Below are 26,999 nucleotides of genomic sequence, written 5' to 3'. Positions count from 1 at the left end.
CGTCGGCCGGTCACCAGGTACTGACGGGATCGCGGTCCTCGGACAATCCGAACCGCTGCTCGGCGACGTCGAAGGCGTCGCCGAGCACGACGGTGTCCGCGGTCAACAGCAGTGGGGGCGGCGCGGTCACCACCAGCGCTGCGCCGTCGTCGACGAGCGGCGTCGACGCATCGCCCACCATCAGGTCGGCGATGTTTGCCGACGACGCCTCATCAGGCTGTCCCGCGGTGGGTGCAGTCACCCCGCGGGCCAGCGGCGACGCAGCGAAAAAGGCAGCCGCACAGCGTAATTCGACGAGTTGTGCCACTACATCGGATGCGCCGAGGCGAAATGCCAACGCGAATGCAAGGGCGAAGGCCTCGGCGCTGCGCTGCGCCGCGAAATGCCTGCGCTCTGCGTGACGGGACGAGGCGAAACCCACGTGATGCAAGTACACGGCAGCGGCGAGGACCTTCGCCAGGGCCCTCCGGAGCACCTGCTGATTCGCCGCGGTGACCTCTCGATGGAACTGATCGATGTAGCGCACGTGCGTCACGTCGCAGACCGCGGCCAACGAGAATCGTTGCGCACCGAGCGCGAGTTCTGCTGCCTCGCAGATCAATTCACCGGCCTGCGCGTGCAACTGCCCGGCTTCGGACGTGTCCGCGGCGCCCAGCGCACAGTCCTGCGTCGCCCCCGAGGCCTGCACCAGCGCGGCGACCAGGGTCATCGGCGACGCGTCGCTGCGCGCCTCGTCGACGACCGACAGATAGTGCGTGCGAGCGCCCGCCACATCGTCGTGGGCGTGCAAGCCGAAGCCGACGGCCTTCGCGGATTCCGAACGATGATGTGGCTCAAGCTGATCCGCGTGCGCGGCAGCGGTCGTCGCATACTCGGCGAACAGTTCGGCGGCGCGCTCGGTGTCGTTGCGGCCCATCGCGATATACCCGCGCAAGTGTTCCAGACTGGCCTGCGCCTGAATATCGCCGATCACACCTTCGGCTCGATCAGCAACCCGCGTCGCCTCGTCATAGTCGCCGATCCGGGCATGAGCCTGAGCCAGATTCAGCAACGCCACGGCCAACGACGCCGGCGCGTGCCGGGCGCATTCGTCGACCGCTTCCCGCGCGAAAGTCAGTGCGCGCGACCACTGTTCACGCTCCGCCGCGATGGCCGCGACCGAACACAGGGTCATCGCCCGATTCCGCCCGACGTTGTCGGATTTCGACGCCAACTCCAGCGCGAAGACCACGTCGGCGTCCGCGGCATCGATGTCATCCATAGCCTGCAGGACCTGACATCGGTTCAGGCGCACACCCCATTCCTGTTCGTTGAGCCGCCGTTGATCGGCTTCGTCGACATCGACGTCGCGCACCGAAGCGATCAACTCCACGCAGCGATCCAGATGCGCGAGCGCCTGCGCCACGTCACCCGAATTCAGGCTCAGCACATGATCGATATTCGCCACGCGCAGTTGCGCATCCACCTTCGACCGCGACTGCGACATACCGTCGGCGACGGCCCGTGCCTGGGCGAGCGTCACCTGCCACTGACTGTCACCGCCCTGCAGTTGTCCGGCGAGAACTTCGATCAGGCGCCGTACCTCGATGGCGTCGTCGTCGAGTTGAACCATTCCTACACGGTAGATTCTCCCGTGGGGCTGTGCACACGCCCTGGAAGGACGCCGATATCAGTGACTGCTCCTCGGCCGCGCACCGCGGTGATCACCGAGGCGTGGCGAAACATGGTCGACGCCACCGTCGCGGATACCGGTGCGGATCCGTTCACGATGATGAGTGGTCGCGACGGCGGCCCGTTGGCGCGCACCGTCAAATGCATCATCGACCCACTGGTGTTACGGCTGCGGGCCAACCCGGACTACGGCAAGCCACTGCTCGACGCCGATCAGGCTCGCGACGTCGGGAACCTGATCGGCGCGGCGGCACCGACGTTGGCCGACGCCGCGCGATGGTTCACCGAGTTGAAGGCTCAACGTCGAACCGCGGGCATCACCGGCGGCAACATCCAGGAACAGTATTTTCCGCGGGCCTTCGAACTCGCGGTGTCTTACGGCACCCCGGCCGACGATGCCTCGTCGATCGCCGCCGAGATGATCGTCGACATCCATCAACCCAGTGCGGGCATGTCCGTCGACGACCTCACCGACTACTTAGACGCAGGCCACGACCGGCTCGCCGCGGCCCTCGACGCCGTGTGGACGTCGACGACGCAGGCCCCGGTGGGTCGCCCGCCGGCCGACTCGAGCGAGACAGTCGCCGCCCTGCTCTCCGACGACGTCGACGCTCGCGTGCGCGATCTGCACTGGAAAGAACTGACCGCGTCGAATCTGCCTGCGGCCGTGGGCCTCGATCTCTTCGACACGGGCACCTCGATCACCGAACTGCTCGCCGCCTGTGAGATCCGCGTCCCGGAATCCGTTCGCGCGCCGTCACTTTCAGCAGTCGTACCAGCGACCGCACCCCCACTGCGCGGGCGTGCCGCCGGACTGCCCCTCGATCGATCCATCGCCACTCGAGTGGCCACGACGCTGCGACGCTCCCGAGACCGCGAACAATTGCCGCCCATCGCCGATCTCGTCGACGACGAGATCACCCGTTCCCGAGCGCCGTGGGCATTGGACGGGGCAGTCTGGCAGGCCGCCGCGCTCGTCGGCGTCATCGTTGCAGCGCAACTGTATCCCCTTGCGCCGCAAGCGAGTCCGCACGGCTTCGTAACGGCGATGACCCAACGGCTCGCCGCCCAGGCGCATATCTTGTACAACCGGCGGTTCCTGCTGGACGGCTCCGACAGTGACCTCGCCACCGACCTACGTGAGTTCTGGCGCCCCTACCTCAGTAGGCTCTGGGTGCGACTGCACGGCCGATCGATCGGTGAACCCGACACTCCCGCAACCCGATTCGACGCCGCCGCACTGCTGGATCTGCTCGACGGAATCGCCCGGTCGGTCAGCTACGACCAGCGTTCCCGGATCCGCGCGGTCATCGAGAAGGCGGCGCGATGAGAATCACGACGACTCCGCTCGGCTCACGCGATCGGCCCACGTGGATGACGACGACCCTGGAGGTCGCGGGCGGAATCTTGGTGTGGGAGCTCGATTCCACCGAACCGACGCTGCACCTGTGGAACCTCGACGACGCCACGTGGCTGTGGCGCATCGTGGGTGAGCAACGACATGTCGACACCGTCGCGTCGCTGGCGTCGAGTACACACACCGACGCCGACGTCGCCGATACCGACGAGCTGGAGCTGCTGTGTCGCCTCGCCTGGGGCCATTGGCTACGACGCTGGTGGCCGACGAGTGTCGCCGACGGGATCGACGCGCTGTCGGGCGTCGTGCTCGACCTCGAAGTCGCGCTGCTGACCGAGGACTGTGAGGCATACTTCGACGCCGATTCGTTCGACGGCGACGCATACGCCGTTCTCGCTGGCCGCGACGACGAGGAGATCGATTCGCTCGCAACGCATTACCGCGCCGAGGTACGGGAGCTCCATCGGCGGTGGCTGCTCCGGGACGCGGGGGTCGCCATCGACGATGCGCTGGAGGCCGCTAGATCAGAGATCGCGGCGGATTACGCGCTCGCCGCCGGGCCGAGTTCGCGTGCGGCCCCATCGGGCGGCATCGCCCGAGGACGCGCATCACTCGCGTGGGAGACGGTGCCCGCCAACGTATTCGACGCCGCCGAGGACACCGTCTCGTGGTCGGTGGATGCCGCACCCGACGTCGTCGCCGACGTCCGCGTCGCACTCCTGCCCGGCCGGAGCGCTGCCGAGGTGAACGTCGAGCTGTCGTTGCCGGATCCGCCGATGCACGCGCGCGCAACTCTGAGTCGCGCGGGTAGCGTCCGTATTCCGTTGCCGCTCAGCGCGGCTCAGGCGTGGAGCGCGGATTGGTCAACCATGGAGTGCGTCGTCGGTGCACCGTCGCGGCCCGACGCCCGCTACCTGCGTGATCAAGTCCGCGCCCTGATTCGGCGGCGCATCGACGGCTCTGACGCGACACCGCCGCTGTTCGTGGCCGAGCAGTTGGCGGCGGACTCCGACTACTGAGCCTGTGCGAATCAATCCGCGAGCTGGGATTGGGCACGCAACGATCCATCGTCACCGACGGGGCCAACTCCGCTCCCCCAGTGCCGAAGCGAGCTCGCGAGCTTCGACACGTATCCCGCGCTCTCCGAGCCTGGATCCGCCGATGGAGGACCCTTTCGCTGGTTGAGCCGTGAGGAGCGTTAGCGACGAGCGTGTTTCGGTGTTACCGTCGTGCTGAGTGATATCTTGCGCGCACCCTGCTTCGCCGCATACTGCTGGTTGAGCGAGGCGAAGCCGAGTCGAAACCACTGCGACGCTGCGGGTTTCGTCATTACCCGGCCGGCGGGTTTCGACTCGGTCCGCTCGCTCAACCTGGTTTCACCGGTCGAAGCGCCCCTCTGCTGGTTGAGCCGGACGAGCGCCGTGCTGAGCGAGGCGCTAGCCGAGTCGAAGTAGCGCTAGCCGAGTCCGTGTCGAAACCTCTCAGCCACAACGACTTTCGACGGTCCGCGCCAATATCGGCGACTTTCACCCGGCAAGTGTCGCGTGTGCACCCTACGGGTGCACACGCCTCGATGTTCGATACCATCACAGTTCGACACGTGCGCTACCATCAAATGCATTGCGGTACAGGGGTTTCGACGCGCTCGTCACTTCGACTCGGCTAGCGCCTCGCTCAGTACGGCGCGCTAGCGCTCCTCGCTGCTCAACCAGCAGATGGAGTGCCCGAACCGATAAAACCAGGCTCAACCGGCAGAGGAACGCAACGGTCATACAACTCTTCAAGTGCGACACACCACCAGCTTCGGTGTGACGACAACTCGGGTGCGCGATGGGTTCGCCTATCCGAAACTGCGCCCGTACACCCAGTAGGCCATCGATTTCACGCCCTTGCGCCCCAACTTGAAGTCGCTGCGGAAGATCGCAGCGATCGCTCTCGTCGCCGACGATTCGGTTGCCACCCAGGCGAATTGGCCGGATGCGTCGAATGCGGCGGCTTTGACCGCGGCGATCAGGTCTGCACTGGCATCGACTCGGTCGATGTAGTGCACGGTGTCCTGCGGACGGACCCGCAGCGGCAGGGTCCGCTCGGACTCATGCGCGACCTCGAACCAGATAGTCGCTGCCGCAGCAGGGTTCGCGGATTCATCGATCGCCTCGAGGAGAGAGTTGATCGCCGGCAGCGATGCCGAGTCACCTGCGACCAGCCAGCCCGAGGGCGCCGGATCGGGATAGGCGAACTTCGATCCCATGAATGTGGCGTTGATCCGGTCACCGACCTTCGCGGTGCGCGCCCACTGGGCCGACGGTCCCTCGTGCATCGCGAACTCGATGAAGAACGTGTCGGCGGCCACATCGGCGTCGACGAGGGTGTAACCACGCTGGTGCAGTTTGCCTTCATTCTCGAACCACAGTCGCACCCACATCGTGGGGTGCATCGGACGGGCGCTGAGGAATCCCCCGCCGGTGAACCCGAGGCGGACGTACTCATCGGTGATCGACTCGGTGCTGGTGACCGTGAACGTGAAGTCGTCGGCGCCCATGAGCTTCAGGACGCGACCCTGCCATCCGCGCGACAGTGTTTGTACAGCGGTGCCGGACATGATGCACCCACCCTTCGTTGAATTCCTCGCCCGAGTAGGGCATTGAATTTAGGGTAGCCTATCTATTGCTCAGCTCGTCGGCCACGACGCGACATACCCTCCCCCGCAGACCGGCAGTCATTGCTCATGTTGCGCTCAGCGTTCGCGGGCAAGCTGGAGTGATGCGCCCTCAATCAATTGAACGGTTCTCGCCACTTACCCGGTCAACGCGGACGATCGATACTAGGATCGCCGCATGAGCACCCGCAAGCGTGACCTGCACATTCCGACCTGGCTCGGCGTGCTGATGACCGCATACGGCGCGGCCGCGTCTGTCGCACTGGTGGTCCTCTACACGAAAGCGGCATCGACGACGGGGACGGCCAACGTCATCGGGGCGAGCTGGGCGGCCGCGGTGACCGTCGCGGTAATCGTGACGGCGACGATGATCGCCGGCATCCGATTGGTCAACAGTCGGCTCGCGCCGATATCCGACAGCCGCCGACGCCGGTAGCCGGGACTCGATCACCGACGACGCGTCGCTCACGCCGCGATCGGCACAATCCCCGGATGCGCGTCGAGATATTCCTTGGTGAACGAGCAGACCGGCCGGATGCGCGCACCCTGCTCCCGCGCGTAGTCCAATGCTCCCCGCGTGAGTCGCGTGCCGAGCCCATGACCTGTGTATTCGTCGTATATCACGGTGTGCAGAACGGTGATCACCAAGCCGTCGGGCGTCGACTCGGTTTGGTATCCGAGCACCCCGACCAGATCGCCCGCGACCCACAACTCGAAGCGCTCACGCGCCGGGTTGTGCACCACTTCCGAGATCTGCTGAAGGATGTCCCTCGCCGCCTGCGGCGGACGGTTACGTCGCTTGAACTGCACGGTTCACTCCTTTACCCGCAGCAACGCTGACGATGATCGGTGAACAACTCCGACAACGCCAGCGTCGACTGTGATTCCAGTCACAGTCTAATCGAATCGCCAACCTTCTGCGAGGCGTCGAACGACTTCTACCGGCAAGCCGTTTCCGTTCCGTATGCAAAACGCGACAAACTCCACGACGACGACGCAGGCGACGTTTCCTCGTAGACCGGACCTCGCCACCCGACATTTCGCGCATTCACCCCGACCTGACCCGACGTCGCACATCGTCGTAACGATCGCGGTAGGCTGTCGGACGCACATCACAAATGAACACGCGGGGGCTCTCACGTACCGAGGGCTGAGATGACGACGGGACGGTCGTCGACCGCCGAACCTGTCCGGATAATGCCGGCGTAGGGAGTTGAGAAACATGGGCACACCTGTATCGACCAGTCAGGTCACCACCGGCCCGATCGAAGGCAGCACCAAGCGTTATCTCGAGATCGACCATCTTCGCATTCCGCAGCGGCGGGTGAATCTGACCAACGGCGAGTACCTCGACCTGTACGACACCTCGGGTCCGTACACCGACGCCACCGCCGTCATCGACGTGGAGGCCGGCCTGGCACCGACGCGCGACTCCTGGTCGAAGCCCGACGCCGTGGGTGGCGCGTCGACGCAGCTGGCCTGGGCCCGCGCGGGTCTGATCACCGACGAGATGCGCTTCATCGCCGCGCGCGAAGGCGTCGACCCCGAACTCGTCCGCAGCGAGGTAGCCATCGGCCGGGCGGTCATCCCCGCGAACCATCGCCACCCCGAATGCGAGCCGATGATCATCGGCAAAGCCTTCGCGGTGAAGGTGAATGCCAACATCGGCAATTCGGCGGTCACGTCGTCGATCGCCGAAGAGGTCGAGAAGATGGTCTGGGCCACCCGGTGGGGCGCCGACACGATCATGGACCTGTCCACCGGCAAAGACATTCACCAGACCCGCGAATGGATCATGCGCAATTCGCCGGTGCCCGTCGGCACCGTGCCGATCTACCAGGCACTCGAGAAGGTCAACGGCGACCCCACCAGGCTGACCTGGGAGTTGTACCGCGACACGGTGATCGAGCAAGCCGAGCAGGGCGTCGACTATATGACGGTGCATGCGGGCGTGCTACTGCGCTATGTGCCACTGACCGCGCGCCGGGTGACGGGGATCGTGTCGCGCGGCGGATCGATCATGGCGGCGTGGTGTCTCGCTCACCACGAAGAGTCGTTCCTGTACACGCACTTCGACGAGCTGTGTGAGATCTTCGCGCGCTACGACATCACCTTCTCTCTCGGTGACGGGCTGCGGCCCGGTTCGATCGCCGACGCCAACGACGAGGCTCAGTTCGCCGAGCTGCGCACTCTCGGCGAACTCACCAAGATCGCGAAATCCCATGGCGTGCAGGTGATGATCGAGGGGCCGGGCCATGTCCCGATGCACAAGATCGCCGAGAACGTCCGTCTCGAAGAGGAACTCTGCGAAGAGGCGCCGTTCTACACGCTCGGACCGCTCGCCACCGACATCGCACCTGCCTACGACCACATCACCTCCGCGATCGGTGCCGCGATGATCGCCCAGGCGGGCACCGCGATGCTCTGCTACGTCACTCCCAAAGAGCACCTCGGGCTGCCCAACCGCGATGACGTGAAAGTCGGTGTGATCACCTACAAGATCGCCGCGCATTCCGCCGATCTCGCCAAGGGACACCCGGGCGCGCAGGATCGCGACAACGCTTTGAGCAAGGCGCGCTTCGAATTTCGCTGGACCGACCAGTTCAATCTCGCACTCGACCCCGACACCGCACGGGAGTACCACGACGAGACCATGCCTGCCGAACCCGCGAAGACCGCGCACTTCTGCTCGATGTGCGGGCCGAAGTTCTGCTCGATGCGCATCTCCGCCGATGTGCGCACCTACGCCGAGGAGAACAATCTGGTGACCGCCGAGGACATCGATCGCAAGATCGCGCAGGAGATGGCGGCCAAGTCGCAGGAGTTCATCGACGCCGGAAACCGCGTCTACCTGCCGCTCGACGCGGTGAAGGCATAGGAATCGGTTGAGCCGCACCGACATCGCCCTGCTGCCCACCGCCGCACGCGGGGCGACCCCGACCCGCGTGATGACCGTCGCCGGATCCGACTCCGGCGGCGGCGCGGGAATTCAAACCGACATGCGAACATTCGCGTTACTCGGGGTGCACGCCTGCGTCGCGGTGACCGCGGTGACCGTCCAAAACACCGTCGGCGTCAGCGATTTCGTCGCAATGAGCCCGGATATCGTTGCCGCACAAATGCGTTCGGTCGTGACCGATATCGGTGTCGGCGCGGTCAAGACCGGAATGCTGGCATCGGGACCCATCATCGACGCCGTCGCGTCGACCGCGGACGAACTCGATCTCGGCAACAGCCGCACCGTTCCGCTCGTCGTCGACCCAGTCGCGGCGTCGATGCACGGCGACCCGCTGTTGGCCGCGGAGGCCTTCGATGCGTTGCGCACCAACCTGATTCCCCGGGCAACCGTGGTGACGCCCAATCTCGACGAGGTGCGGCTGATCACCGGCATCGACGTCACCGACGCCGCGTCCCAACACGACGCCGTGCGGGCGCTGCTCGACATGGGTGCGCAGTGGGCGCTCGTCAAGGGAGGGCACCTGCGCTCGTCGACGCAGAGTCCGGACCTGCTCAGCGACGGCGTCGAAGACCACGAGTTCACCACCGAACGCATTGCGACCGGCCATGATCACGGTGCGGGCGATACGCTGGCCGCGGCCATCACCGCCGCACTCGCACATGGGTATTCGGTCCCCGACGCGGTGCGGTTCGCGAAGTCGTGGGTCACCGAGGGGCTGCGCTGGGCCTACCCGCTGGGCGCCGGACACGGTCCGGTGAACCCGATGTGGAGGGTGAGCGAGGAGTAGTCGGAGGCTTGGCCAATCCCGACGGCTTCTACACGGATTGCAGCGAATCCTCCTCCACCACAATGCCTCTGACCACAAAGGACGCGGGTGCATGCACCCGCGAGTAGGCGAACATCCCAGCCGGACCGGGATGCCACGATCGGTGCAGAAACCGTGTGGGCTGACGAGTCCACCGTGGTTCTGATCCCCCATGACGCAAGCCCACATAGCCCGCAGCGGCCGCGACAATCGCGTCAATCACTCCAGCAACGGCCCCGGCGGGACAAGGCCTTTGGCCGCGTCGTCGAGCCAGTCGTCACCCTCCAACAGCGTCGGGTGGTTGCCAGCGACATGTCGAGCAGCCTCGCGGATTACTGTGGTCGGCTCGAAGACTGCGTCGACATCAGCCGTAACCCGCCGCGCGTCGAACGCAAGTGCCATTGCTGCGCCTCCGACGACATAAAGCTCACCGTGCACACCCTCTCCCTTCGAATCGCATTCCGGCCCTCACACCACCAACCGGTATCCCATCCCCTGCTCGGTCAACAGATGCCTGGGCTTGCCTGGATCGTCCTCCAGCTTGCGCCGCAGACCCGCCAAATACACTCTCAGATAATGATTCTGACCGGCGTACGCGGGTCCCCACACCGTATTGAGCAGTTCCGCCTGAGTGACCAACTGCCCGACGTTGTTGGCGAGCAGTTCCAGAATTCCCCACTCGGTCGGCGTGAGATGAACATCGGCCCCGTCACGAGTGACTCGCTTCGCGCCGAGGTCGACGGTGAACGTCGCGGTCTCGACGATGGGCCGGTCGACCCGGGTCCCCACCGATCCTCGACGCACGGCCGCGCGGAGCCTCGCCAGAAACTCTTCCATGCCGAAGGGTTTGGTCACGTAATCATCGGCACCGGCGTCGAGCGCGTCGACCTTGTCCATCGCATCGGTACGCGCCGAGAGGACGATCACCGGAACGTTCGTCCACCCGCGCAGGCCGTCGAGCACCGTCCGGCCGTCCATGTCCGGCAGCCCGAGGTCGAGGACCACGACGTCGGGTCGATGGCGCGCCGCAAGTACCAGCGCCTCCGCACCGGTAGCCGCAACGGCGACGTCGAATCCTCTGGCGCTCAGATTGATTCGCAGCGCGCGCAGCAACGCCGGCTCGTCGTCGACGACGAGGACCCGGGTCTTGTCAGGCGACGTCATCTCCGACCTCCTCACTCGGCAGCTCGATCACCATCGTCAGTCCGCCGCCCGCGGTCTGGGCCGCGTGAATGGTCCCGTGCATCGCCTCGACGAAGCCCTGCGCGACCGACAGACCCAACCCGACGCCCGCGGTCGCATTGCGATCGCCGAGCCGCGTGAACGCCGAGAACATCTGCGCGCGTTCGGATTCGGAGACGCCGACACCATGGTCGACGACCAGGATCCGGCACCGCGGCCCACTGCCGGAGACATACCGCGCCGACACCTCGATCGCCGCGGCGTCCTCCCCCGCCCCGCTGTGCCGGACGGCGTTGTCGACGACGTTGGCCAGCACCCGCTCCAACAATCCGATGTCGGCGAATGCGGTGACTCCCGTCGTCCGGTTGACGATCACGCTCGCCGCAGGCGTCCCGTCGGGCAACGCGGGAAGGGTCGCGATCACCCGCTCGAGCACCTCTTCGACGGTGACGAGTTGTGGATGGGCGATCACCGCGCCCGCCGCCAGGCGCGACGAGTCGAGCAGGTTGCCGACGATCGTGGTGAGATGATCGGTCGAATCCTCAATGCCCGCAAGCAGTTCCGCGGTGTCTTGCGGGCTGAAGGTGACATCTGTCGCGCGCAGCGTCGACGCCGCGGCCTTGATCGCGGCCAGCGGCGTGCGCAGGTCGTGGCTCACCGCCGACAGCAGCGCACCGCGCAGCCGATCCGCCGCTTGCGCGGCCTGCGTCTGCGCCGCCCGCCGCGCCAATTCCCGTCGCGTCACCAGGGCGGCGGCCTGAGCTGCCACGGCGTCGAGCACTCGCCGGTCCCGGCCACCGACTGCCGGACCGCGCAGCAAGAGGCTGAAATCAGTGTCGGCGACCGTGCAGACGGTGTCGGCGTCGGCGAGCGACGTCGGGGCCTCGCCGACGCCGGCGACCACCACTTCGGTTCCGCCGTCGTCGCGCAGGAGGCAAACCCCCTGCTGCCCATAGGCTTCGGACACTTGACTCAGGAGTGACTCGATGCCGTCGCCGCGCATCGCACCCGCGGAGAACGCGGCGAGCACCTCCGCGTCGCGAGCGGCGCGGTGCGCTTCGATCCGGCGGCCGCTCGCCGAATCGACAAGCACCGCAACGGCTATCGCGACGGCGAACATCACGACGATCGTGACGACATTCGCCGGCTCGGCGATCGTGAGTGTGTACCGCGGGTCGGTGAACAGCCAATTGAGCAGGAGCGCCGAGATCAGCGCCGACAGTGTCGCCGGCCCCCACCCGCCCAGCAACGACACCGCCAGGATCACCGCGAAGAACACCGCCGACTCGCTGCCGACGTTCAGCCAGCGGTCGACCAGGCTGATCCCGCCGGACGCCGCAAGCGGGACCACGACGGCGGCAGCCCAACTCAGCGGCCGGCGAAAGCGGGACTGCCGGATGTCGAGGTAATTGCGGCGCCGCGCGGACTCGTCGTGCGTGACCATGTGCACGTCGATCTTGCCCGAGTTGCGAACCACCGCCGCGCCCGCACCTTCGGACAGCAGTCGTTGCCACCGCGACCGCCGCGACGTCCCGAGCACCAATTGCGTCGCATTGACCGACCGGGCGAATTCGAGAAGCGCCACCGGCACGTCGTCGCCGACGACGGTGTGCACCTGCGTGCCGAAACCCGCCGCGATGCGCGACACCTCCGCGAGGTCAGCGGTCGTCGGGTCGAGCAGCCCGCCGTCGGAGATCACGTGCACGACAATCAGTTCCGCCGCCGACCTCGACGCCACCCGGCTCGCGCGGCGGAGCAACGTCGCCGATTCCGGTCCGCCGGTGACCGCGACGACGACGCGCTCACGGGTCTCCCAGGTCTCGGTGATGTCGTGGTCGGCACGGTACGCGGCGAGGGACTCGTCGACTCGGTCGGCGAGCCAGAGCAGCGCCAACTCGCGCAGCGCGGTCAGATTTCCCCGGCGGAAGTAGTTCGACAGCGCGCCGTCGATCCTGGCCTGCGGATACACCTTGCCGGCGGAAAGCCGCTGCCGCAACGCTTCTGGGGCGATGTCGACGAGCTCGATCTGATCGGCGGCGCGAACCACCGCGTCGGGCACGGTCTCCCGCTGAACGATTCCAGTGATCTGCTCGACGACGTCGTTGAGCGAGTCGAGGTGCTGGACGTTGACCGTCGTGATCACGTCGATTCCGGCGGCCCGCAGCGTTTCGACGTCCTGCCAACGCTTTTCGTGCTCCGCGCCGATCGCGTTGGTGTGGGCGAGTTCGTCGACGAGGGCCACCTCGGGTGCTCGCGCGAGCACGGCGTCGAGATCCATCTCCCACAGCACGGTGTCGCGGTAGGCGTAAGCGGTGGGCGCGATCACCTCCAGCCCCTCCACTAGCGCGGCCGTCGCGGCACGACCGTGTGATTCCACGACGCCGGCCACGACGTCTCGCCCGTCAGCCGCCATCGCATGGGCCAGCTGCAGCATCTCGTAGGTCTTCCCGACGCCGGGTGCACAGCCGAGGAACACCGTCAGCGTGCCCCGCCGCGGCCCGGCGTCGTTCGGCACACCCTGCGTCATGATTCGACGATACTTCCCGTGGCCGGCCGGTGCGGGTGCCGCGGTCCGCCCGCACGGCGGGCCCGCTTCCCCGGTACCCCGGCCGGGCGTTCGCTCAGGATCGACACACGCCCACGGTGTGGCCGAGCGCGAGGTTGACGTCGGCGACGTTGACGCGGGCCTGTCCGAGGAATCCCCATTGTCGGCCGGCGGTGTTGTCGTCGATGATCTGACGTACCTTCGTCGTCGGCAGTCCGGAGTTGCGGCTGATCCGGGCGATCTGCAGTTGTGCATACGCGACGCTGATGTCGGGATCGAGACCTGATCCGGAGCCGGTGACGGCGTCGGCCGGGACTTCCTGTGCGGGCACGCCGTCGCGCGCCGCGATGTAGGTACGGCGGACGTCGATCAGCTTCTTCAGATCGGGATTGTTGGGTCCGAGGTTGCTCGGCCCCGACGACGCCGGGTCACCGGGCGCCATCGCGTCGGCCGCGGTGTCGGCCGACGTTCCCGCGACCCGAGTGTGCAGATACCAATCGGGTTGTCCGGCAGCCGGTTTCGGGTCGACGCCGATGAGCGCCGAGCCGACGTCGCAGCCGTGTGCGTCGGTGAGCTGACCGCCTTCGGCCGACGTCGCACCGATTCGCGACACCACCCACACGCCCGCCGGGTAGGCGAGGCCGAGCACCACGGTGAGTGCCACGAGCACCGCGAATCCCACAATCAGCTGGCGCGCAAAGGCTTTGAGTACCGTGGTCATCGTCGAACTCCTATCCCAGGCCCGGCAGCAGCCGGACCACTAGATCGATCAGCCAGATACCGATGAACGGTGCGATCACGCCGCCCGCTCCGTAGATGGCCAGATTGCGGCCGAGCAACCGCTGGGCGGAGCTCGGTCGGTACTGAACTCCTTTCAGCGACAACGGAATCAGCGCGATGATGATGAGCGCGTTGAAGATCACCGCGGAGATGATCGCCGACTCCGGCGACCCCAGCCGCATGATGTTGAGGCTGTCCAACTGCGGATAGACCGCGCTGAACAACGCCGGGATGATCGCGAAGTACTTCGCGAGGTCGTTCGCAAGCGAGAACGTCGTCAGGGCACCGCGAGTGATCAGCAATTGCTTGCCGATCGCCACCACCTCGATGAGTTTCGAGGGATCCGAGTCCAGATCCACCATGTTTCCGGCTTCCTTCGCCGCTGACGTGCCAGTGTTCATCGCCAGCCCGACGTCGGCCTGCGCCAGAGCCGGAGCGTCGTTGGTTCCGTCGCCGGTCATGGCGACCAGCCGCCCGCCGGACTGTTCGGCACGAATGAGCGCGAGTTTGTCCTCCGGCGTCGCTTCGGCCACGAAATCGTCGACGCCGGCCTGCGCGGCTATCGACGCCGCGGTCAGCGGATTGTCACCGGTGACCATGACCGTGCGGATACCCATCGCCCGCAGCTCGGCGAACCGCTGTGCCATACCGGGTTTCACGACGTCGGTGAGCTCGATGACGCCGATGACCTCGGGCCGGGCATCACCCTGCGCCACGGCCACCACCAGGGGCGTGCCACCGGCCGAGGCGATCTCCTCGACTTTGGCGGTCGTCTCGCCGGGTACGCGACCGTCGGCGTCGCGCACCCAGGTCAGCACGGCGTCGGCGGCACCCTTGCGGAGTCGTCGAATTCCGTTGTCGTACGGGATGTCTCGTCCACTCATCCGCGTCTGCGCGGTGAACGGAACCACCACGACGTCGCGGCTCGCGGAACTGTCCACGACGTCGGCATCGTCGTCGAGTTGACACAGTTCGACGATGCTGCGGCCTTCCGGGGTGTCGTCGGCGAGACTGGATTCGCGTGCGGCGCTGCGCATGTCGTCGTCGGTGATGCCCGGCGCCGGCCACAGCGCGGTGGCGCGCCGATTGCCAAAGGTGATGGTGCCGGTCTTGTCCATCAGCAGGGTGTCGACGTCGCCCGCGGCCTCGACCGCGCGACCGGACATGGCCAGCACGTTACGTTGGACCAGTCGATCCATGCCGGCGATGCCGATGGAACTGAGCAGCGCCCCGATCGTGGTGGGGATCAAACAGACAAGCAGCGCAATGAGTTTCACCGGATCGGCGCCGGCGCCGCTGTAGGCCTGCATCGGGCCGATGGCGACGACCGCCAACAGGAAGACGATGGTCAGCCCGGCGAGCAGGATGTCGAGGGCGATCTCGTTGGGCGTCTTCTTGCGCGCGGCGCCTTCGACGAGCGCGATCATCCGGTCGACGAACGATTCGCCTGGCGCAGTGGTGATTTGGACGATGATCCGATCCGACAGCACCGTCGTGCCGCCGGTGACGGCACAGCGGTCGCCACCGGACTCACGAATGACGGGAGCCGATTCTCCGGTGATCGCCGATTCGTCGACGGTCGCGATGCCTTCGACGACGTCGCCGTCGCCCGCGATCACCTCCCCGGCCTCGACGACGATCCGGTCGCCGATGACGAGTTGCGCGCCGGGTACCTCGGTGATCGTGCCGTCGTCGCCGAGACGTCGGCCGACGGTGTCGCGCTTGACCTTTCGCAGACTGTCGGCTTGAGCACGGCCACGTCCCTCCGCGACCGCCTCGGCGAGGTTGGCGAACAGCACGGTGAACCACAGCCACAGCGTGGTGATGAAAGCGAACGCCGACGGATGCCAACAGGCGAGCACGAGAGTCAGAATCGAGCCGAGGTAGACGACGAACATCACCGGGTTGCGGGCTTGTGCACGCGGAGTCAGCTTGGCCAGCGCGAGTGGCAGCGCGGTGAGCATCTGCTTCGGCGAGAAGGCGCCCGACGACACGAGGCGACCCGATGTCGGGGTTTCGTCGAGTTGCATTGTGTCAGTGTCATTCTGACGTGCGTGAGCGAGTGTCATGTCAGTGCCTCCGCGATGGGCCCCAGCGCCATGGCGGGGAAGAAGGTCAATCCGGCGACCAGTACGACGGTGCCGGTCAGCAGGCTGCCGTAGAGCGCACCGTGCGTGGGCAGGGTGGCGCTCGACGTCGAGGTTCGCGGTTTCTGTGCCGCGAGCAGTCCGGCGAGGGCGAGTGTGAAGATGATCGGCAACAGGCGGCCGAACAGCATGGCGATCCCCAACGACGTCTGGAACCAGTCGCTGGTGACGGTCAGGCCGCCGAACGCGCTGCCGTTGTTGTTGGCGGCCGAGGCGTAGGCGTAGAGGACTTCGCCGAAGCCGTGAATGGCGCCGGGGGATCCGGCCGCGCCACTATTGGCCTGAAATCCACTGGTGGACGGCAGAATCAGGGTGACGGCCGTTCCTGTGAGCACCAACGTGGGCATCACCAGGATCGACAGGACCGCCATCGTGATCTCGCGCTGTCCGATGTGTTTGCCCGCGAACAGCGGCGTGCGGCCGACGAGCAGCCCACCGACGAACACGGCGATGATGGCCAGTACCAGCAGTCCGTAGAGCCCCGTTCCGACGCCGCCGGGTGCGACTTCACCGAGCAGCATGTTCCAGAGCACCGCCCCACCGGCTGCCGGCGAGAAGCTGTCGTGGGCGGAATTGACTGCGCCCGTGGATGTTCCGGTGCTCGCCACCGCGAACAGCATCGAGGCCGGGATGCCGAATCGCTGTTCCTTGCCCTCCATCATCGCGCCCGCCGCCGAGCCCGCCAGCCCGGTGGCCTTCGACTCCGCGGTCCACGCCACGCTGAGCACGATTCCGAAGAGCACCGTCATCACCGCGAGCAGGGTGAGGCCCTGGCGCTGATCGCGCACCAGCGTGCCGTAAGTCCGCGTCAACGCCACCGGAATCAGCAGGATCGACAAGATCTGGACTATGTTGCTCAACGGCGTCGGGTTGGAGAACGGATGCGCCGAGTTGGCGGCGAGAGTTCCACCGCCGTTGGTCCCCAACACTTTGATCGACTCCTGCGACGCGAACGGGCCGACGATGCTGCGGTGATCGACACCGTCGAAGCCGGTGAAGCCGAAGCCGGAATGAAAAGATTGCACAGCGCCCTGGGTGAGCAGGATAACCGCGACGATCACGGCGAGCGGCAGCAGGATGCGCAGGCAGCCGCGGACGAGGTCGACCCAGAAGTTGCCGAGCCCGGCGTCGCCGCGGCTGATGATTCCGCGGATCAACGCGATGGCGACGGCCAATCCGACGGCGGCGGAGACGAAGTTCTGGACGGCGAGGCCCACCATCTGGACGAGGTTGCCCATCACCTGCTCGGGCGAGTACGACTGCCAGTTGGTGTTCGTCACGAACGACACGGCCGTGTTGAAGGCCATCGCCGGTTTGACGGCGGTGTGTCCGCCCGACATCGGCAGCCACTGCTGGACTCGCTGCAGGACGTAGAGGACGACGATGCTCACGCCACTGAAGGCGATGACCGCGACCGTATAGCCGACCCAGGTCTGCTCACGGTCGGGGCTGATGCGCGCGAGCCGATAGATCCAGCGCTCCGGCGCGAGGTGTCGATCGCCGGTGTAGGCGCGGGCCATGTAGTCGCCGAGCGGCACATAGGCCGCGGCGAGGAGGAAGACGACCAGAGCGATCTGCAGCGTCGCCGCCAACGCGGGCGACATCAGAACCGCTCCGGGAAGATCAGCGCGATGAGGAGATAGACGGCGACGCCGAGCGCGACGACCAGCAACACGATGCTGGAGATGCCTTCGGCCGTCATGACTGGCCTCGTCGGGCGATCGCACGAATAACCGACAGGCACAACAGAATTCCAACGGCTATCGCGCACAAGTACGCAAAGTCTGCCATCGCGGCTCACTCCCACTCAATGAGTTCCGGCCGTGCACGTCGCACGGTCGCGACTCCCACTGTGCGGCCGGCCGAGCCCGTTTTCGCCGGTCTTAATGTGTTCGGTACGCGCTGACCTGGCGTCTCTACGAAATCTTTACGGGGCAGATTGCAATCGGCCACGTCAGACGCGGCGAGGTGGATACTCCCCCGACGGCACCCACGGGACCGAATGCAATCAGCCTCACCAGACGACCAGCAGATTGCAATCGGCCACGTCAGGCACGGCGAGGTGGATACTCCCCCGACGACGCCTACGGGACCGAATGCAATCAGCCCACGGCCCTACCGCCGCAATCCGGCCGCGACGTCGTCACCCGTGCGGCGCGCGGTACTCCACGGAGTCGGCGGTCATCGTCATGAAGACTTCTTCCAGCGATGCCGTCTGACTCGACAATTCGTGCAGGGTGATTGCGTTGCGGGCCGCGAGGTCGCCGACCTGCTCGGTGGTGGCACCGTCGACGACGATGGCCGGTGGGCCGTCGACGCGGTCGTCGGCGCGGACTCCGATACCGTTGTGCACCAACAGATCTCCGAGTTGCTGCAGCTGCGGGCTGCGGACCCGCACGGTCTGGCGGGCCGAGCTGGTGAACTCGCCGATGGAGCAGTCGGCGATGATGCGACCGCGGCCGATGACGACGACGTGGTCGGCGGTCAGCGACATCTCGGTGAGCAGGTGCGACGACACGAGCACCGTTCGTCCCTGTGCGGCAAGCTGTTTCATGAAGTTGCGGATCCAGACGATGCCTTCGGGGTCGAGCCCGTTGACCGGTTCGTCGAACAGCAGGACCGCCGGGTCACCGATCATCGCGGCGGCGAGGCCGAGCCGCTGCGACATGCCGAGCGAGAAACCGCCCGCGCGCTTCCCGGCGACTTCGGTGAGTCCGACCATGCCGAGGACGTCGTCGACGCGGCGTCGGGCGATGCCGTTCGACGCCGCGAGCCACCGCAGGTGCGAGCGGGCACTTCGGTTGGGGTGCACCCACTTTGCGTCGAGCAGCGCTCCAACGTGCCGTAGCGGGGCGCCGAGTTGCGCGTAGGACCGGCCGTCGAAGCTCACCGATCCGTCGCTCGGCCGGTCCAGGCCCAGCATCATCCGCATGGTGGTCGTTTTCCCCGCGCCGTTCGGTCCGAGAAAGCCGGTCACGACGCCGGGCCGGACTGCGAAAGAGACGTGGTCCACGGCAACCGTTGAGCCGTACACCTTGGTCAGGTTCTCGACGGTGATCATGAGTCACACCCTAGCGGCGTCAGCTCACCCAGGGCGGTACCTCGACCGTGTCCCGATCATCCGCGCGCCAGACGCCACCCGGCGATGCCGTGGTGACCATTGCGGTGAAACCGTCGGGCCCGGCGGTCCAGGTCCGGAGCAGATCGGCAGGCAACACCGCCGTGTCGCCCGCCGCCAGTTCGTGCGTGACGCCGTCGAGAGCGAGGGTCGCGCTGCCCGCGGTCAACGTCCACAGAACTTCGCCGACGAACGCATGGTCAGGGCCCTGGGCGTGTGGATTCATCTCGACGCGCCACAGGCTGGCCGACGCCCCGCCGAGCGTCGGAGACGCGTATGTGGTCATTGTTCCGTTCGGGGTGGTCACCGTTCGAGTTTCCGCCGCTTCGACGATGGACATCATCTTCCTCCTATAATCGACAACATGGTTGACCATACCGACAACTCGGTTGTCTATCAAGAGTCAGGCGGCGACTTGGCGTTCCTCCTCATGGGCGCCTTCCGCTCCCTCGTCGACGACGTCCACGCCCAGTTGAGCAAGGACGGATTCCCCGACGCACGGCCCGTTCACGGGTTCACGCTGCAGGCACTGGGCGGCGGCGCGACCGCGGTAGAGCTCGCCGAACGTCTCGGCGTCACAAAACAGGCTGTCGCCAAGACGATCACTCGACTGGAGGAGGGCGGCTACGTCGCCCGCGCCGTCGACGCCGCCGACTCGCGGCGAAAACTGATCACTCCGACCGAACGCGGCCGCGCTCTTCTCGTCGCATCGGCGCGGGCATTCGACGATGCGCTGGACGCGTGGCGCGCACAGGCAGGCGAGGTCGCGATCACCGGGATGATCGCCACGCTGCGAGCCGTCCAGCGCGGGGAGAGCGTGCCATTGGATCTGGGTGCCTGGTCTGGATGATCACCGCGCGGGCGACGAGGCCTGCGCCCAGAATCGCTTCGGAATCCGACCGGCCCGTCGCGCCGCACGGCCGCCGAGCACCGCGTGACGCATCGCCTCGGCCATCAACTCGGGATCATCGGCCCGCGTCACCGCAGTCGCGAGAAGCACTGCGTCACAACCCAACTCCATGGCGAGTGCGGCATCGCTGGCGGTGCCGATCCCAGCGTCGAGGACCACCGGCACGCCGGCCCGCGACACGATCATCTCGATGTTGTGCGGGTTGCGGATTCCCAAACCGGTGCCGATCGGCGATCCGAGTGGCATCACGGCGGCCACACCGGCGTCTTCCAGACGCGAGGCGAGCACCGGGTCGTCGTTGGTATACGCCAGCACCGAGAATCCATCGGCTACGAGAACCCGTGCAGCGTCGAGCAATTCGATGGGGTCGGGCAGTAACGTGGTGTCGTCGGCGATCACTTCGAGTTTGACGAGATCGGTCCCGACCGCTTCACGTCCAAGCTGAGCCGTCAGTACCGCTTCGGCCATCGTGTGACATCCCGCGGTATTGGGGAGCACATCAATCTTCAAGCGCCGCAACAGATCTAGCAGCCCGGTACCGGTCGACGGTGAGATCCTGCGCATCGCGACAGTCGTCAACTCGGTACCCGACGCCACCAAAGCCCGCTCCAGCACAGCAAGATTCACCGCGCCGCCGGTACCGGTGATCAGCCGCGAGGAGTATTGGCGACCCGCAACGCGGAACGGATCACCGCACCGCACAGGCACGCCACGCCCCGCGTCAGCCACCCTGCACCGCCGTCACGATCTGCACTTGTGCGCCGATCGGGATCTGCCGACCCCATTCTCCCTGCGGCACAACGAATCCGTCGACGGCGACGGCGATACCGGTATCGGGCAGGTCCAGCTGCGACAGCAGCAACGACACCGTCACGTCAGCGGCGACGTCGGTGTCTTCTCCATTCACGGTGATCGTCATTTCCGAACTCCTCTTCACTGTCCTGACTTCAACAACTCGACGACGCGCTCCGCGGTATACGCCGCCAATAGAATTCCGTTGCGCCCGTGTCCCGTTGCGACCACTACCCGATCGTCGACGCGCTCGATGATCGGTAACCCGTCGGCCGTCGCCGGCCGCAGTCCAGCCCCGACTTCGGATAGCTCGTAGGTGCGCAGTCCGGGCATGATCTCGCAGGCATCGGCCAGCAGATCCAGCACGCCGGCAACCTGTGGAATCCGATCGTCCGGTTCGAGCGCCTCATACTGCGTGGCCCCGACGACGACGCCGTCGACGCGCGGCACCAGATACACGTTGCGATTGTCGATCCGGCCGCGAATCACGTGCGACGGCGCGGCCACCGACCATCGTGTCCTACGCAACCGAAGAATCTCCCCCTTGGCGCCGTACATCGGCAGCCCCGGCCACAACGCCGACGAATCCAGCCCGGCCGACAACAGAATCTGATCGGCGTCCACCTGTGCCAGGTCACGCACTTCAGCCCCGACGATCACCACACCGGCGGCGTCCGACGCCGCGCGCAAGGCGCCGATCAGCCGCCGATTGTCGACAGCCATCTCGCCACGAGCAAGAAATCCCCCTTGTAGCCGACCGCTGAGCATCGACTCCGCCGACCGGATCTGTGCCGCACTGACCTCGGTCAACGACGCCGCCACCGCCTCGTCGGCCGACCAGACGAACCGTGCCAACTGCTGCAAATACTTGGCGTCGGCCGCGGTGACGGCGACAAACAGCGAGTCGCGCGCAACGACGACGTCGGGATCACCGAGCCGATCGATCAGCGCGGGCCACGCCCGCACCGACGCGGACGACAACTCCAGCAGCCGCTCCTCGCCGGGATGGCCTTCGCCGAGCGAACCGAGCATGCCGGCCGCGACGTCGGAGGCGCGCCGCGACGACCCGGCGTCGAACACGGTGACCCGCCACCCGGCGTCGGCCGCCCGTAACGCACACGTCAGTCCGATGACACCGCCACCGATGACAGCGAGATGCAATGTGATTCCTCCCTTCGCCGGCATGACCCGGATCAGGTTGTAACGGTCAGCGGGGCGTAGGCCCGCACTCTCAGCCCGACCCGTGCCTGTCTCGGCACCCTCGGACTCCCGTGATCTCGCCGCCTAGCCTACCGTTGCCCCGGTGGACTCCGAAACTACCCGTCGCTCCGCTCGCCCCACCGAAACTCCCCGTCGCTCCGCCGACACGCGGTTGGCCTCCGCCCGCCTGTATCTGTGCACCGACGCCCGGCGCGAACGCGGCGACCTCATCGACTTCGTCACCGCGGCGATCGCGGGCGGCGTCGACATCGTTCAACTCCGGGACAAAGGATCACCCGGCGAGCGAGAATTCGGGGCACTCGAAGCGGGCGAGGAATTGGAGTTGCTCGCCGCGATGCGCGACGTCGCGCACGCCGGCGGTGCACTTCTCGCCGTCAACGACCGTGCCGACATCGCCGCCGCAGCCCAGGCCGACGTGCTGCATCTGGGACAGGGAGATCTACCGGTCGCGATCGCCCGAGACATCGTCGGCGACGACATGATCATCGGCATCTCCACCCACGACGACGACCAGGCACGCGCGGCGGCGACCGCCCCCGGCGTCGACTACTTCTGCGTCGGGCCGTGCTGGCCGACGCCGACCAAACCCAATCGCACCGCCCCCGGCCTGGACCTCGTCCGCACCGCGGCGGCACTGAAAACGTCGCGCCCGTGGTTCGCCATCGGCGGCATCGATGAGCAACGGATGACGGAGGTGCTCGACGCCGGCGCACAGCGAATCGTGGTGGTACGGGCCATCACTCACGCCGACGATCCTGCCGCTGCCGCAGGCGCGCTGCGTTCGACCGTCACCTCACGCTGACCGCTCGTCGTAGACGTCCCGGGCGTCGAGGATCTCGTCCATGTGCTGCTCGGCCCAGTCCTTCAAGGCACCGCAGAGCGTTCGCAATGACGCCCCGAGCGGCGTGAGCGCGTAGTGCACGGTCACCGGCACCGTCGGCGTGACGGTGCGGGTGACCAGGCCGTCACGTTCCAAATTGCGCAGCGTCTGGGTGAGCATCTTCTGACTCACCCCGGCGATCCGCCGCGACAGTGCCGAAAAGCGTTGCGGCTCATCGGCTTCATCGAGAGCGCAGAGCACCAGGGCTACCCACTTGTCGGCGATCCGATCCAGCAGCTGGCGGCTCTTGCATTCAGCCATGAACACGTCATAGGACATCTTCGCTGCGGCTCGCTTCTGGGCCGCGGTCATCGTCGGCATCGCCGGGATCCTTTCCCTTCGGGAACTTACTTACTTCTGGGTGCCTACTTACAGAAAGAGACTGACTCGTCCAGGGTGGACCAGGTACATCACCCACCGCAAGAGGAGCACAGATCATGCGCGCAGCAGTCGTCACGACCACCGGCGGACCCGAGCGGATCGACATCGTCGACGTCGCTCGGCCGACGACGGGACCAGGAGAAATACTCATCGCCGTGACCGCGGCGACCATCAACCCGGTCGATCTCGGCACCCGCGCCGGGGTCTTCCACGACGCCGGACTCGTCACGTCGACCGGACCCATCGGACTGGGTTGGGACGCCGCGGGAACCGTCGCCGAACTCGGCCTCGGTGTCGAGGCACCGGCAGTCGGCACCAGAGTCGCCGCTCTCGCCGCGGGCGTCGACCGACCGCTGGGCGCGTACGCCGACTACGTCGTCGTTCCGGCCGATGCTGTCGCAGTGATCCCCGACGGCCTCGTCGACGTCGACGCCGCGTCGATCCCACTGAACAGTCTTACGGCGGCGCAAGCCCTGGATGTCTTCGACCCGGCCGACGGCCGGTCGTTGTTGATCACCGGCGCCGCCGGTGCGGTCGGTGGGTACGCGACACAACTCGCGCTACGCGCCGGCTGGCGGGTAACCGGTCTAGCCCGACCCACCGACGCCGCGCTGATCGAGGGATTCGGCGCGGCCTTCATCAAATCCATTTCCGCCGCAACCCAATTCGACGCGGTCTTCGACACCGCGAGCATCGTCGACGCCGCGCTCGACGCGGTGGCGTCGGGCGGGCATTACGTCGGCGTGACGCCGGCATTCCCGCCCGCACCGCGCGAGGACGTGCGCATCGATTCGGTAGCTGTCAGACCCGACGGCGCGCGGCTGCAGGCGATCCTGGATCAGTCGGCGGCAGGCGAGCTGACCACGCGTGTCGCGACGACGTTGCCGTTGTCCGAGGCAGCCGAGGGACACCGCCTTGTCGCCAAGGGTGGACTTCGCGGGCGGGTCGTGCTCACACCGTGAACAAGCGATGAGATGACGGACTCGGTTGACCTTCGGCAGTGTCGGGGCTAGCCTGTCTAGCACTATGAGCAAGCGACTTCTCGTAACGCGCCGCAGCGGGGTCTGATCAGACCGACCCCCCGCTGCGGGGTCGTTGCGTCTCCTGTCGGTCATTCATTCTTCGACCGAAATGATCACACGAGATGCGTACTCTTCACTTTGCTCCGACAGACTGTTCACGTCAGCCACAATCCGGTTCCGCACCGGCAGCGCTCGCCGAACGTTTCGGCTACCCGCTGCCGCGCGGTATTGCGCAAGAGGCAGCGAATATGGACTGGAACGGATTCACCACCACCTACGCCCCCGAGGGCGCCATCCGACTGGGCTCGTGGGCGGCACAGCCCGCAGCACGCGATCAACTCGATTGCCGCGCAACGATTTCCATCAACAATCGAACAATGTCGTTGCACGCCAAGGCATCTGGCCCGATCGGCGCGATGACGTCGATGCTGTACGAGATCGGCGCGCCGATCCAGATCGTCAGTCTGCACCAGCGCACCAGCGGTGATCAGGTGATCACCTTCCTGTTGTGCGAGAACGACGATCGGCAGTGCTGGGCAGCGGGATTCGGCACCAGCTCCGACGAGGCGAGCATCAACGCGCTCATCGCCGGAGCCAACCGACTGCTCCCCGGCGTCCGCTGAGTTTTGTATCTTTAGCGGGAATTCGTGCACACGATCCATCACCACGAGGAGCCGTCCCGTCGAATTTGTTGAAGCGCATAGAGTTACTCCATTCGTGACGAGTAGTTCGAACTGCTGATCGCTGGCCCGAAGACAACACCGTTCCGGCCGAGCACCACGCCCTTGGCGGGCAAACTGATCGGGTCGCCAGCCGTTAGCCAGGGGGTTCTCGACCTGGACCCGTGGCCACGTTTGTAATTGCAGCCGCTCGGCGGACTGACCGCGCGGCACTTTACGCTGTCGTCTGCACCCGAGCCGTCGAGCGCCGTAGAAGAGGTATCTGCTCTTGCGACCGAGCGGGTCTATTCGCTCAGCGGCCGTGCTCGCCTCGATGGAGCATGCCGAAGCCGTACCATCCCCAGTAAACGCGGTGGCGGGAGATGAGACCGTCTTGGATCTCCATGACCTCGACGATGTCCATTTGATCTCCGGCGGGGCTCTCCCGCGGATACTCCCAGGTGACGCGACGGCCGTCGCTGAGCAACTCGCTTCGGAAACGGCGACGCTGGGCAGGCTGGTGGGGGAACACGTGACCGCCCACGAACTCCCGCAGGGCATCGCGGCCACGGACCACTCCTTCGTCTCTGTCAAGAAGATGCGCCACCAGAGGGCTCTCCAAGATGACATCAGGGTGATAGAGAGCCATGGAAGCGTCGAGGTTCTTCGCTCCGAGGGCGTCATCCCACGCCTCATAGACGTGCTCGATAGCGGGGTCAACGGTCTCGGGTTGGATCGGCTGGTTCATAGTCAATTCCTTTCAGTAGCCGTTAACGCAAACGTAGAGCGCAAATACTTCGGCCCGACGTGAAGTGTGGATGTGGGACTGTGGACGCATGGACACCAAGAGCTCCGATGAGATCGGCAAAGACCGCGACCTGGCGCCGATCGGATCGCTCCTCGGGCATCCCGCCAGAGTGGCTATCCTCGTCGCTCTGGCCGACGGCCGAGCCCTGCCCGCGACTGACCTGGCCCGTTGCGCCGGAATCAAGCCGGCCACCGCTACAACTCACCTGCACCGCTTGATAGAGGGAGGCCTAGTCCGAGTACAGACCCAGGGACGTCACCGCTACCACCGGTTGGCTGGCCCTGACGTGGCTGCTGTGCTGGAGGCAATGGCTCGGATCGCCCCTGCAGCCCAAGTCCGTTCCCTGAGCCAGGACACCAGCCAGCAGGCCTTGGCCGAGGCTCGCACCTGCTACGACCATCTGGCCGGTCGCCGCGGGGTGGAACTACGTGATCGGCTTCTAGCTGCGGGAGCACTGCGAACCGACGACGACTACGACCATGTGCTCACCGATCGAGGCGAGGCGCTGATGGGCGAATTGGGGATCGACACCGACCGGCTGCATATCGGGCGACGGATCTTTGCCCGCTCGTGTCTGGACTGGACCGAGCGACGGCCCCACCTCACCGGTGCGCTACCGGCCGCGATCACGCGCACGTTCCTCGACGACGGCTGGCTCACCTACCGCTCGCGTCGGGGCCTACGTGTCGCTCAGGACTACGACCAAAAGCTCACGAACTGGCTTGCCGACCGCTGAGTGTTGCGATCCGACGAGGTGAGCCGCCACCTCGACGTCACCAGCAGCCACGCACTACGGCGCGATCCCCACACTTACCACGGGAAAAATCCAGAACCCACTGATGCTGGCGTCCGCGCACTTGCTCCACGGATGCGCCAGGCGAGCGCCGCGAGGTCGGATGGAACGGTGCGTCCCTGTCGAGACTGTTCGTCGGGTTCGCAACATCGGTTGACCTGGCTCAACGATAGAGGAGACACCCTAGAGGGTGGTTCCGAATCATGTTGTAGCACAACGTGATTCGGGTTGTCGGGTGTCGGATATTGGGGCGGGCGTGTGTGGTTGGCGGCTCGCCCGTGGGGGGCGCTACCGGCATGTGGTGGCTGTG

The 26,999-nt window shown here is 66.2% G+C and carries 27 protein-coding genes and 2 riboswitches; of the genes, 10 read left to right on the top strand and 17 right to left on the bottom strand.

What is annotated here, in order from left to right; all coding sequences use genetic code 11:
- Window positions 1-10 precede the first annotated feature (10 nt).
- Window positions 11-1,612 (bottom strand): tetratricopeptide repeat protein, encoded by a 1,602-nt coding sequence (locus tag HH308_RS23280; RefSeq protein WP_170196647.1) that lies wholly within the window; start codon window positions 1,610-1,612, stop codon window positions 11-13.
- Between the two features lie 60 nt (window positions 1,613-1,672).
- On the opposite strand from HH308_RS23280, the gene HH308_RS23275 reads away from it, so the two are divergent.
- Window positions 1,673-3,001 (top strand): hypothetical protein, encoded by a 1,329-nt coding sequence (locus HH308_RS23275; protein WP_170196646.1) that lies wholly within the window; start codon window positions 1,673-1,675, stop codon window positions 2,999-3,001.
- Complete coding sequence (locus HH308_RS23270; RefSeq protein ID WP_170196645.1) at window positions 2,998-4,047, top strand: hypothetical protein; 1,050 nt, start codon at window positions 2,998-3,000, stop codon at window positions 4,045-4,047. Before HH308_RS23275 ends, HH308_RS23270 begins: the two co-directional genes overlap by 4 nt.
- Before the next feature lie 821 nt (window positions 4,048-4,868).
- On the opposite strand, the gene HH308_RS23265 is transcribed toward HH308_RS23270, so the two are convergent.
- A complete protein-coding gene (locus HH308_RS23265) occupies window positions 4,869-5,630 on the bottom strand; it encodes a siderophore-interacting protein (protein WP_170196644.1) in 762 nt (253 codons plus the stop codon).
- A 235-nt stretch (window positions 5,631-5,865) separates the two neighbouring features.
- On the opposite strand from HH308_RS23265, the gene HH308_RS23260 reads away from it, so the two are divergent.
- A complete protein-coding gene (locus tag HH308_RS23260) occupies window positions 5,866-6,123 on the top strand; it encodes a hypothetical protein (RefSeq protein WP_170196643.1) in 258 nt (85 codons plus the stop codon).
- A 29-nt stretch (window positions 6,124-6,152) separates the two neighbouring features.
- Here HH308_RS23260 and HH308_RS23255 read toward each other — a convergent pair whose 3' ends face one another.
- Window positions 6,153-6,497 carry a GNAT family N-acetyltransferase gene (locus HH308_RS23255; RefSeq protein WP_170196642.1) on the bottom strand — a complete coding sequence of 115 codons (345 nt, stop codon included), beginning with the start codon at window positions 6,495-6,497 and terminating at the stop codon, window positions 6,153-6,155.
- Window positions 6,498-6,803: 306 nt separating this feature from the next.
- Window positions 6,804-6,916: riboswitch (TPP riboswitch) on the top strand.
- On the opposite strand from HH308_RS23255, the gene thiC reads away from it, so the two are divergent.
- Window positions 6,910-8,565, top strand: a complete 1,656-nt coding sequence (gene thiC / locus HH308_RS23250) for a phosphomethylpyrimidine synthase ThiC (protein ID WP_170196641.1) — start codon at window positions 6,910-6,912, stop codon at window positions 8,563-8,565. It overlaps the preceding riboswitch by 7 nt.
- Window positions 8,566-8,635: 70 nt before the next feature.
- Window positions 8,636-9,433: a bifunctional hydroxymethylpyrimidine kinase/phosphomethylpyrimidine kinase gene (gene thiD, locus HH308_RS23245; protein ID WP_170196687.1), complete on the top strand. Its 798-nt coding sequence runs from the start codon at window positions 8,636-8,638 to the stop codon at window positions 9,431-9,433.
- A gap of 237 nt (window positions 9,434-9,670) precedes the next feature.
- Here the strand turns inward: thiD and HH308_RS23240 are convergent, their stop codons facing one another.
- From HH308_RS23240 to HH308_RS23200, 9 genes are all read right to left on the bottom strand, one after another.
- Entirely contained in the window at window positions 9,671-9,853 is a 183-nt protein-coding gene (locus HH308_RS23240) for a hypothetical protein (protein WP_170196640.1), read from the bottom strand.
- Window positions 9,854-9,919: 66 nt separating this feature from the next.
- Window positions 9,920-10,615 (bottom strand): response regulator, encoded by a 696-nt coding sequence (locus tag HH308_RS23235; RefSeq protein ID WP_170196639.1) that lies wholly within the window; start codon window positions 10,613-10,615, stop codon window positions 9,920-9,922.
- Window positions 10,602-13,160, bottom strand: coding sequence for a sensor histidine kinase (locus HH308_RS23230; RefSeq protein ID WP_170196638.1), 2,559 nt, complete (start codon window positions 13,158-13,160; stop codon window positions 10,602-10,604). The genes HH308_RS23235 and HH308_RS23230 overlap by 14 nt, the downstream gene beginning before the upstream one ends.
- A 94-nt stretch (window positions 13,161-13,254) precedes the next feature.
- Window positions 13,255-13,899, bottom strand: a complete 645-nt coding sequence (locus tag HH308_RS23225; protein WP_170196637.1) for a potassium-transporting ATPase subunit C — start codon at window positions 13,897-13,899, stop codon at window positions 13,255-13,257.
- Window positions 13,900-13,909: 10 nt separating this feature from the next.
- The gene (gene kdpB, locus HH308_RS23220) at window positions 13,910-15,988 is read right to left on the bottom strand and encodes a potassium-transporting ATPase subunit KdpB (protein ID WP_281363008.1); all 2,079 of its coding nucleotides are present in this window, start codon (window positions 15,986-15,988) and stop codon (window positions 13,910-13,912) included.
- Between the two features lie 35 nt (window positions 15,989-16,023).
- Window positions 16,024-17,709 carry a potassium-transporting ATPase subunit KdpA gene (gene kdpA, locus HH308_RS23215; protein ID WP_170196635.1) on the bottom strand — a complete coding sequence of 562 codons (1,686 nt, stop codon included), beginning with the start codon at window positions 17,707-17,709 and terminating at the stop codon, window positions 16,024-16,026.
- Window positions 17,709-17,807, bottom strand: coding sequence for a K(+)-transporting ATPase subunit F (kdpF, locus tag HH308_RS23210; protein ID WP_170196634.1), 99 nt, complete (start codon window positions 17,805-17,807; stop codon window positions 17,709-17,711). Before kdpF ends, kdpA begins: the two co-directional genes overlap by 1 nt.
- A gap of 441 nt (window positions 17,808-18,248) precedes the next feature.
- Window positions 18,249-19,166, bottom strand: coding sequence for an ABC transporter ATP-binding protein (locus HH308_RS23205; RefSeq protein ID WP_170196633.1), 918 nt, complete (start codon window positions 19,164-19,166; stop codon window positions 18,249-18,251).
- 19 nt (window positions 19,167-19,185) lie between these two features.
- Complete coding sequence (locus HH308_RS23200; protein ID WP_211188768.1) at window positions 19,186-19,509, bottom strand: cupin domain-containing protein; 324 nt, start codon at window positions 19,507-19,509, stop codon at window positions 19,186-19,188.
- A 78-nt stretch (window positions 19,510-19,587) separates the two neighbouring features.
- Here HH308_RS23200 and HH308_RS23195 point away from each other — a divergent pair, with 78 nt between their 5' ends.
- Window positions 19,588-20,073 carry a MarR family winged helix-turn-helix transcriptional regulator gene (locus tag HH308_RS23195; RefSeq protein ID WP_170196632.1) on the top strand — a complete coding sequence of 162 codons (486 nt, stop codon included), beginning with the start codon at window positions 19,588-19,590 and terminating at the stop codon, window positions 20,071-20,073.
- Here the strand turns inward: HH308_RS23195 and HH308_RS23190 are convergent, their stop codons facing one another.
- From HH308_RS23190 to thiO, 3 genes are all read right to left on the bottom strand, one after another.
- Window positions 20,074-20,841, bottom strand: coding sequence for a thiazole synthase (locus HH308_RS23190; protein ID WP_312870822.1), 768 nt, complete (start codon window positions 20,839-20,841; stop codon window positions 20,074-20,076). It lies immediately after the preceding gene.
- A gap of 13 nt (window positions 20,842-20,854) precedes the next feature.
- Window positions 20,855-21,052 (bottom strand): sulfur carrier protein ThiS, encoded by a 198-nt coding sequence (gene thiS / locus HH308_RS23185; protein ID WP_170196631.1) that lies wholly within the window; start codon window positions 21,050-21,052, stop codon window positions 20,855-20,857.
- A 14-nt stretch (window positions 21,053-21,066) separates the two neighbouring features.
- Complete coding sequence (gene thiO, locus HH308_RS23180; RefSeq protein WP_246284790.1) at window positions 21,067-22,086, bottom strand: glycine oxidase ThiO; 1,020 nt, start codon at window positions 22,084-22,086, stop codon at window positions 21,067-21,069.
- Window positions 22,079-22,198, bottom strand: a riboswitch (TPP riboswitch). It overlaps the preceding gene by 8 nt.
- Before the next feature lie 99 nt (window positions 22,199-22,297).
- Between thiO and thiE the strand changes: the two genes are divergently transcribed.
- Window positions 22,298-22,948, top strand: coding sequence for a thiamine phosphate synthase (gene thiE / locus HH308_RS23175; protein ID WP_211188770.1), 651 nt, complete (start codon window positions 22,298-22,300; stop codon window positions 22,946-22,948).
- Here thiE and HH308_RS23170 read toward each other — a convergent pair.
- Window positions 22,940-23,347 (bottom strand): winged helix-turn-helix transcriptional regulator, encoded by a 408-nt coding sequence (locus HH308_RS23170; RefSeq protein ID WP_170196628.1) that lies wholly within the window; start codon window positions 23,345-23,347, stop codon window positions 22,940-22,942. The genes thiE and HH308_RS23170 overlap by 9 nt on opposite strands.
- A gap of 116 nt (window positions 23,348-23,463) precedes the next feature.
- Between HH308_RS23170 and HH308_RS23165 the strand changes: the two genes are divergently transcribed.
- On the top strand, window positions 23,464-24,369 hold the full coding sequence (locus HH308_RS23165; protein WP_170196627.1) for an NADP-dependent oxidoreductase: 906 nt from the start codon (window positions 23,464-23,466) through the stop codon (window positions 24,367-24,369).
- 182 nt (window positions 24,370-24,551) lie between these two features.
- Window positions 24,552-25,052 (top strand): 2-isopropylmalate synthase, encoded by a 501-nt coding sequence (locus HH308_RS23160; protein ID WP_312870821.1) that lies wholly within the window; start codon window positions 24,552-24,554, stop codon window positions 25,050-25,052.
- A 349-nt stretch (window positions 25,053-25,401) separates the two neighbouring features.
- On the opposite strand, the gene HH308_RS23155 is transcribed toward HH308_RS23160, so the two are convergent.
- The gene (locus tag HH308_RS23155; RefSeq protein WP_170196626.1) at window positions 25,402-25,836 is read right to left on the bottom strand and encodes a nuclear transport factor 2 family protein; all 435 of its coding nucleotides are present in this window, start codon (window positions 25,834-25,836) and stop codon (window positions 25,402-25,404) included.
- A gap of 88 nt (window positions 25,837-25,924) precedes the next feature.
- Between HH308_RS23155 and HH308_RS23150 the strand changes: the two genes are divergently transcribed.
- Complete coding sequence (locus HH308_RS23150) at window positions 25,925-26,632, top strand: ArsR/SmtB family transcription factor (protein WP_170196625.1); 708 nt, start codon at window positions 25,925-25,927, stop codon at window positions 26,630-26,632.
- Window positions 26,633-26,999 lie beyond the last annotated feature (367 nt).

The organism is Gordonia asplenii (genome assembly GCF_012933505.1).
GTDB lineage: Bacteria > Actinomycetota > Actinomycetes > Mycobacteriales > Mycobacteriaceae > Gordonia > Gordonia asplenii.
Note: the sequence above shows the minus strand (reverse complement) of the source record. Positions and strands in the feature narration are given on the sequence as shown.

What these genes read in the sequence shown, in the direction of transcription:
- HH308_RS23280 (WP_170196647.1), bottom strand. Translation starts at nt 1,612, where the DNA reads ATGGTTCAACTCGACGACGACGCCATCGAGGTACGGCGCCTGATCGAA.
- HH308_RS23270 (WP_170196645.1), top strand. Translation starts at nt 2,998, where the DNA reads ATGAGAATCACGACGACTCCGCTCGGCTCACGCGATCGGCCCACGTGG.
- HH308_RS23265 (WP_170196644.1), bottom strand. Translation starts at nt 5,630, where the DNA reads ATGTCCGGCACCGCTGTACAAACACTGTCGCGCGGATGGCAGGGTCGC.
- HH308_RS23260 (WP_170196643.1), top strand. Translation starts at nt 5,866, where the DNA reads ATGAGCACCCGCAAGCGTGACCTGCACATTCCGACCTGGCTCGGCGTG.
- thiC (WP_170196641.1), top strand. Translation starts at nt 6,910, where the DNA reads ATGGGCACACCTGTATCGACCAGTCAGGTCACCACCGGCCCGATCGAA.
- thiD (WP_170196687.1), top strand. Translation starts at nt 8,636, where the DNA reads ATGACCGTCGCCGGATCCGACTCCGGCGGCGGCGCGGGAATTCAAACC.
- HH308_RS23240 (WP_170196640.1), bottom strand. Translation starts at nt 9,853, where the DNA reads ATGGCACTTGCGTTCGACGCGCGGCGGGTTACGGCTGATGTCGACGCA.
- HH308_RS23235 (WP_170196639.1), bottom strand. Translation starts at nt 10,615, where the DNA reads ATGACGTCGCCTGACAAGACCCGGGTCCTCGTCGTCGACGACGAGCCG.
- HH308_RS23230 (WP_170196638.1), bottom strand. Translation starts at nt 13,160, where the DNA reads ATGACGCAGGGTGTGCCGAACGACGCCGGGCCGCGGCGGGGCACGCTG.
- HH308_RS23225 (WP_170196637.1), bottom strand. Translation starts at nt 13,899, where the DNA reads ATGACCACGGTACTCAAAGCCTTTGCGCGCCAGCTGATTGTGGGATTC.
- kdpB (WP_281363008.1), bottom strand. Translation starts at nt 15,988, where the DNA reads ATGCAACTCGACGAAACCCCGACATCGGGTCGCCTCGTGTCGTCGGGC.
- kdpA (WP_170196635.1), bottom strand. Translation starts at nt 17,709, where the DNA reads ATGTCGCCCGCGTTGGCGGCGACGCTGCAGATCGCTCTGGTCGTCTTC.
- kdpF (WP_170196634.1), bottom strand. Translation starts at nt 17,807, where the DNA reads ATGACGGCCGAAGGCATCTCCAGCATCGTGTTGCTGGTCGTCGCGCTC.
- HH308_RS23205 (WP_170196633.1), bottom strand. Translation starts at nt 19,166, where the DNA reads ATGATCACCGTCGAGAACCTGACCAAGGTGTACGGCTCAACGGTTGCC.
- HH308_RS23200 (WP_211188768.1), bottom strand. Translation starts at nt 19,509, where the DNA reads ATGACCACATACGCGTCTCCGACGCTCGGCGGGGCGTCGGCCAGCCTG.
- HH308_RS23195 (WP_170196632.1), top strand. Translation starts at nt 19,588, where the DNA reads ATGGTTGACCATACCGACAACTCGGTTGTCTATCAAGAGTCAGGCGGC.
- thiS (WP_170196631.1), bottom strand. Translation starts at nt 21,052, where the DNA reads ATGACGATCACCGTGAATGGAGAAGACACCGACGTCGCCGCTGACGTG.
- HH308_RS23170 (WP_170196628.1), bottom strand. Translation starts at nt 23,347, where the DNA reads ATGCCGACGATGACCGCGGCCCAGAAGCGAGCCGCAGCGAAGATGTCC.
- HH308_RS23165 (WP_170196627.1), top strand. Translation starts at nt 23,464, where the DNA reads ATGCGCGCAGCAGTCGTCACGACCACCGGCGGACCCGAGCGGATCGAC.
- HH308_RS23160 (WP_312870821.1), top strand. Translation starts at nt 24,552, where the DNA reads ATGCGTACTCTTCACTTTGCTCCGACAGACTGTTCACGTCAGCCACAA.
- HH308_RS23155 (WP_170196626.1), bottom strand. Translation starts at nt 25,836, where the DNA reads ATGAACCAGCCGATCCAACCCGAGACCGTTGACCCCGCTATCGAGCAC.
- HH308_RS23150 (WP_170196625.1), top strand. Translation starts at nt 25,925, where the DNA reads ATGGACACCAAGAGCTCCGATGAGATCGGCAAAGACCGCGACCTGGCG.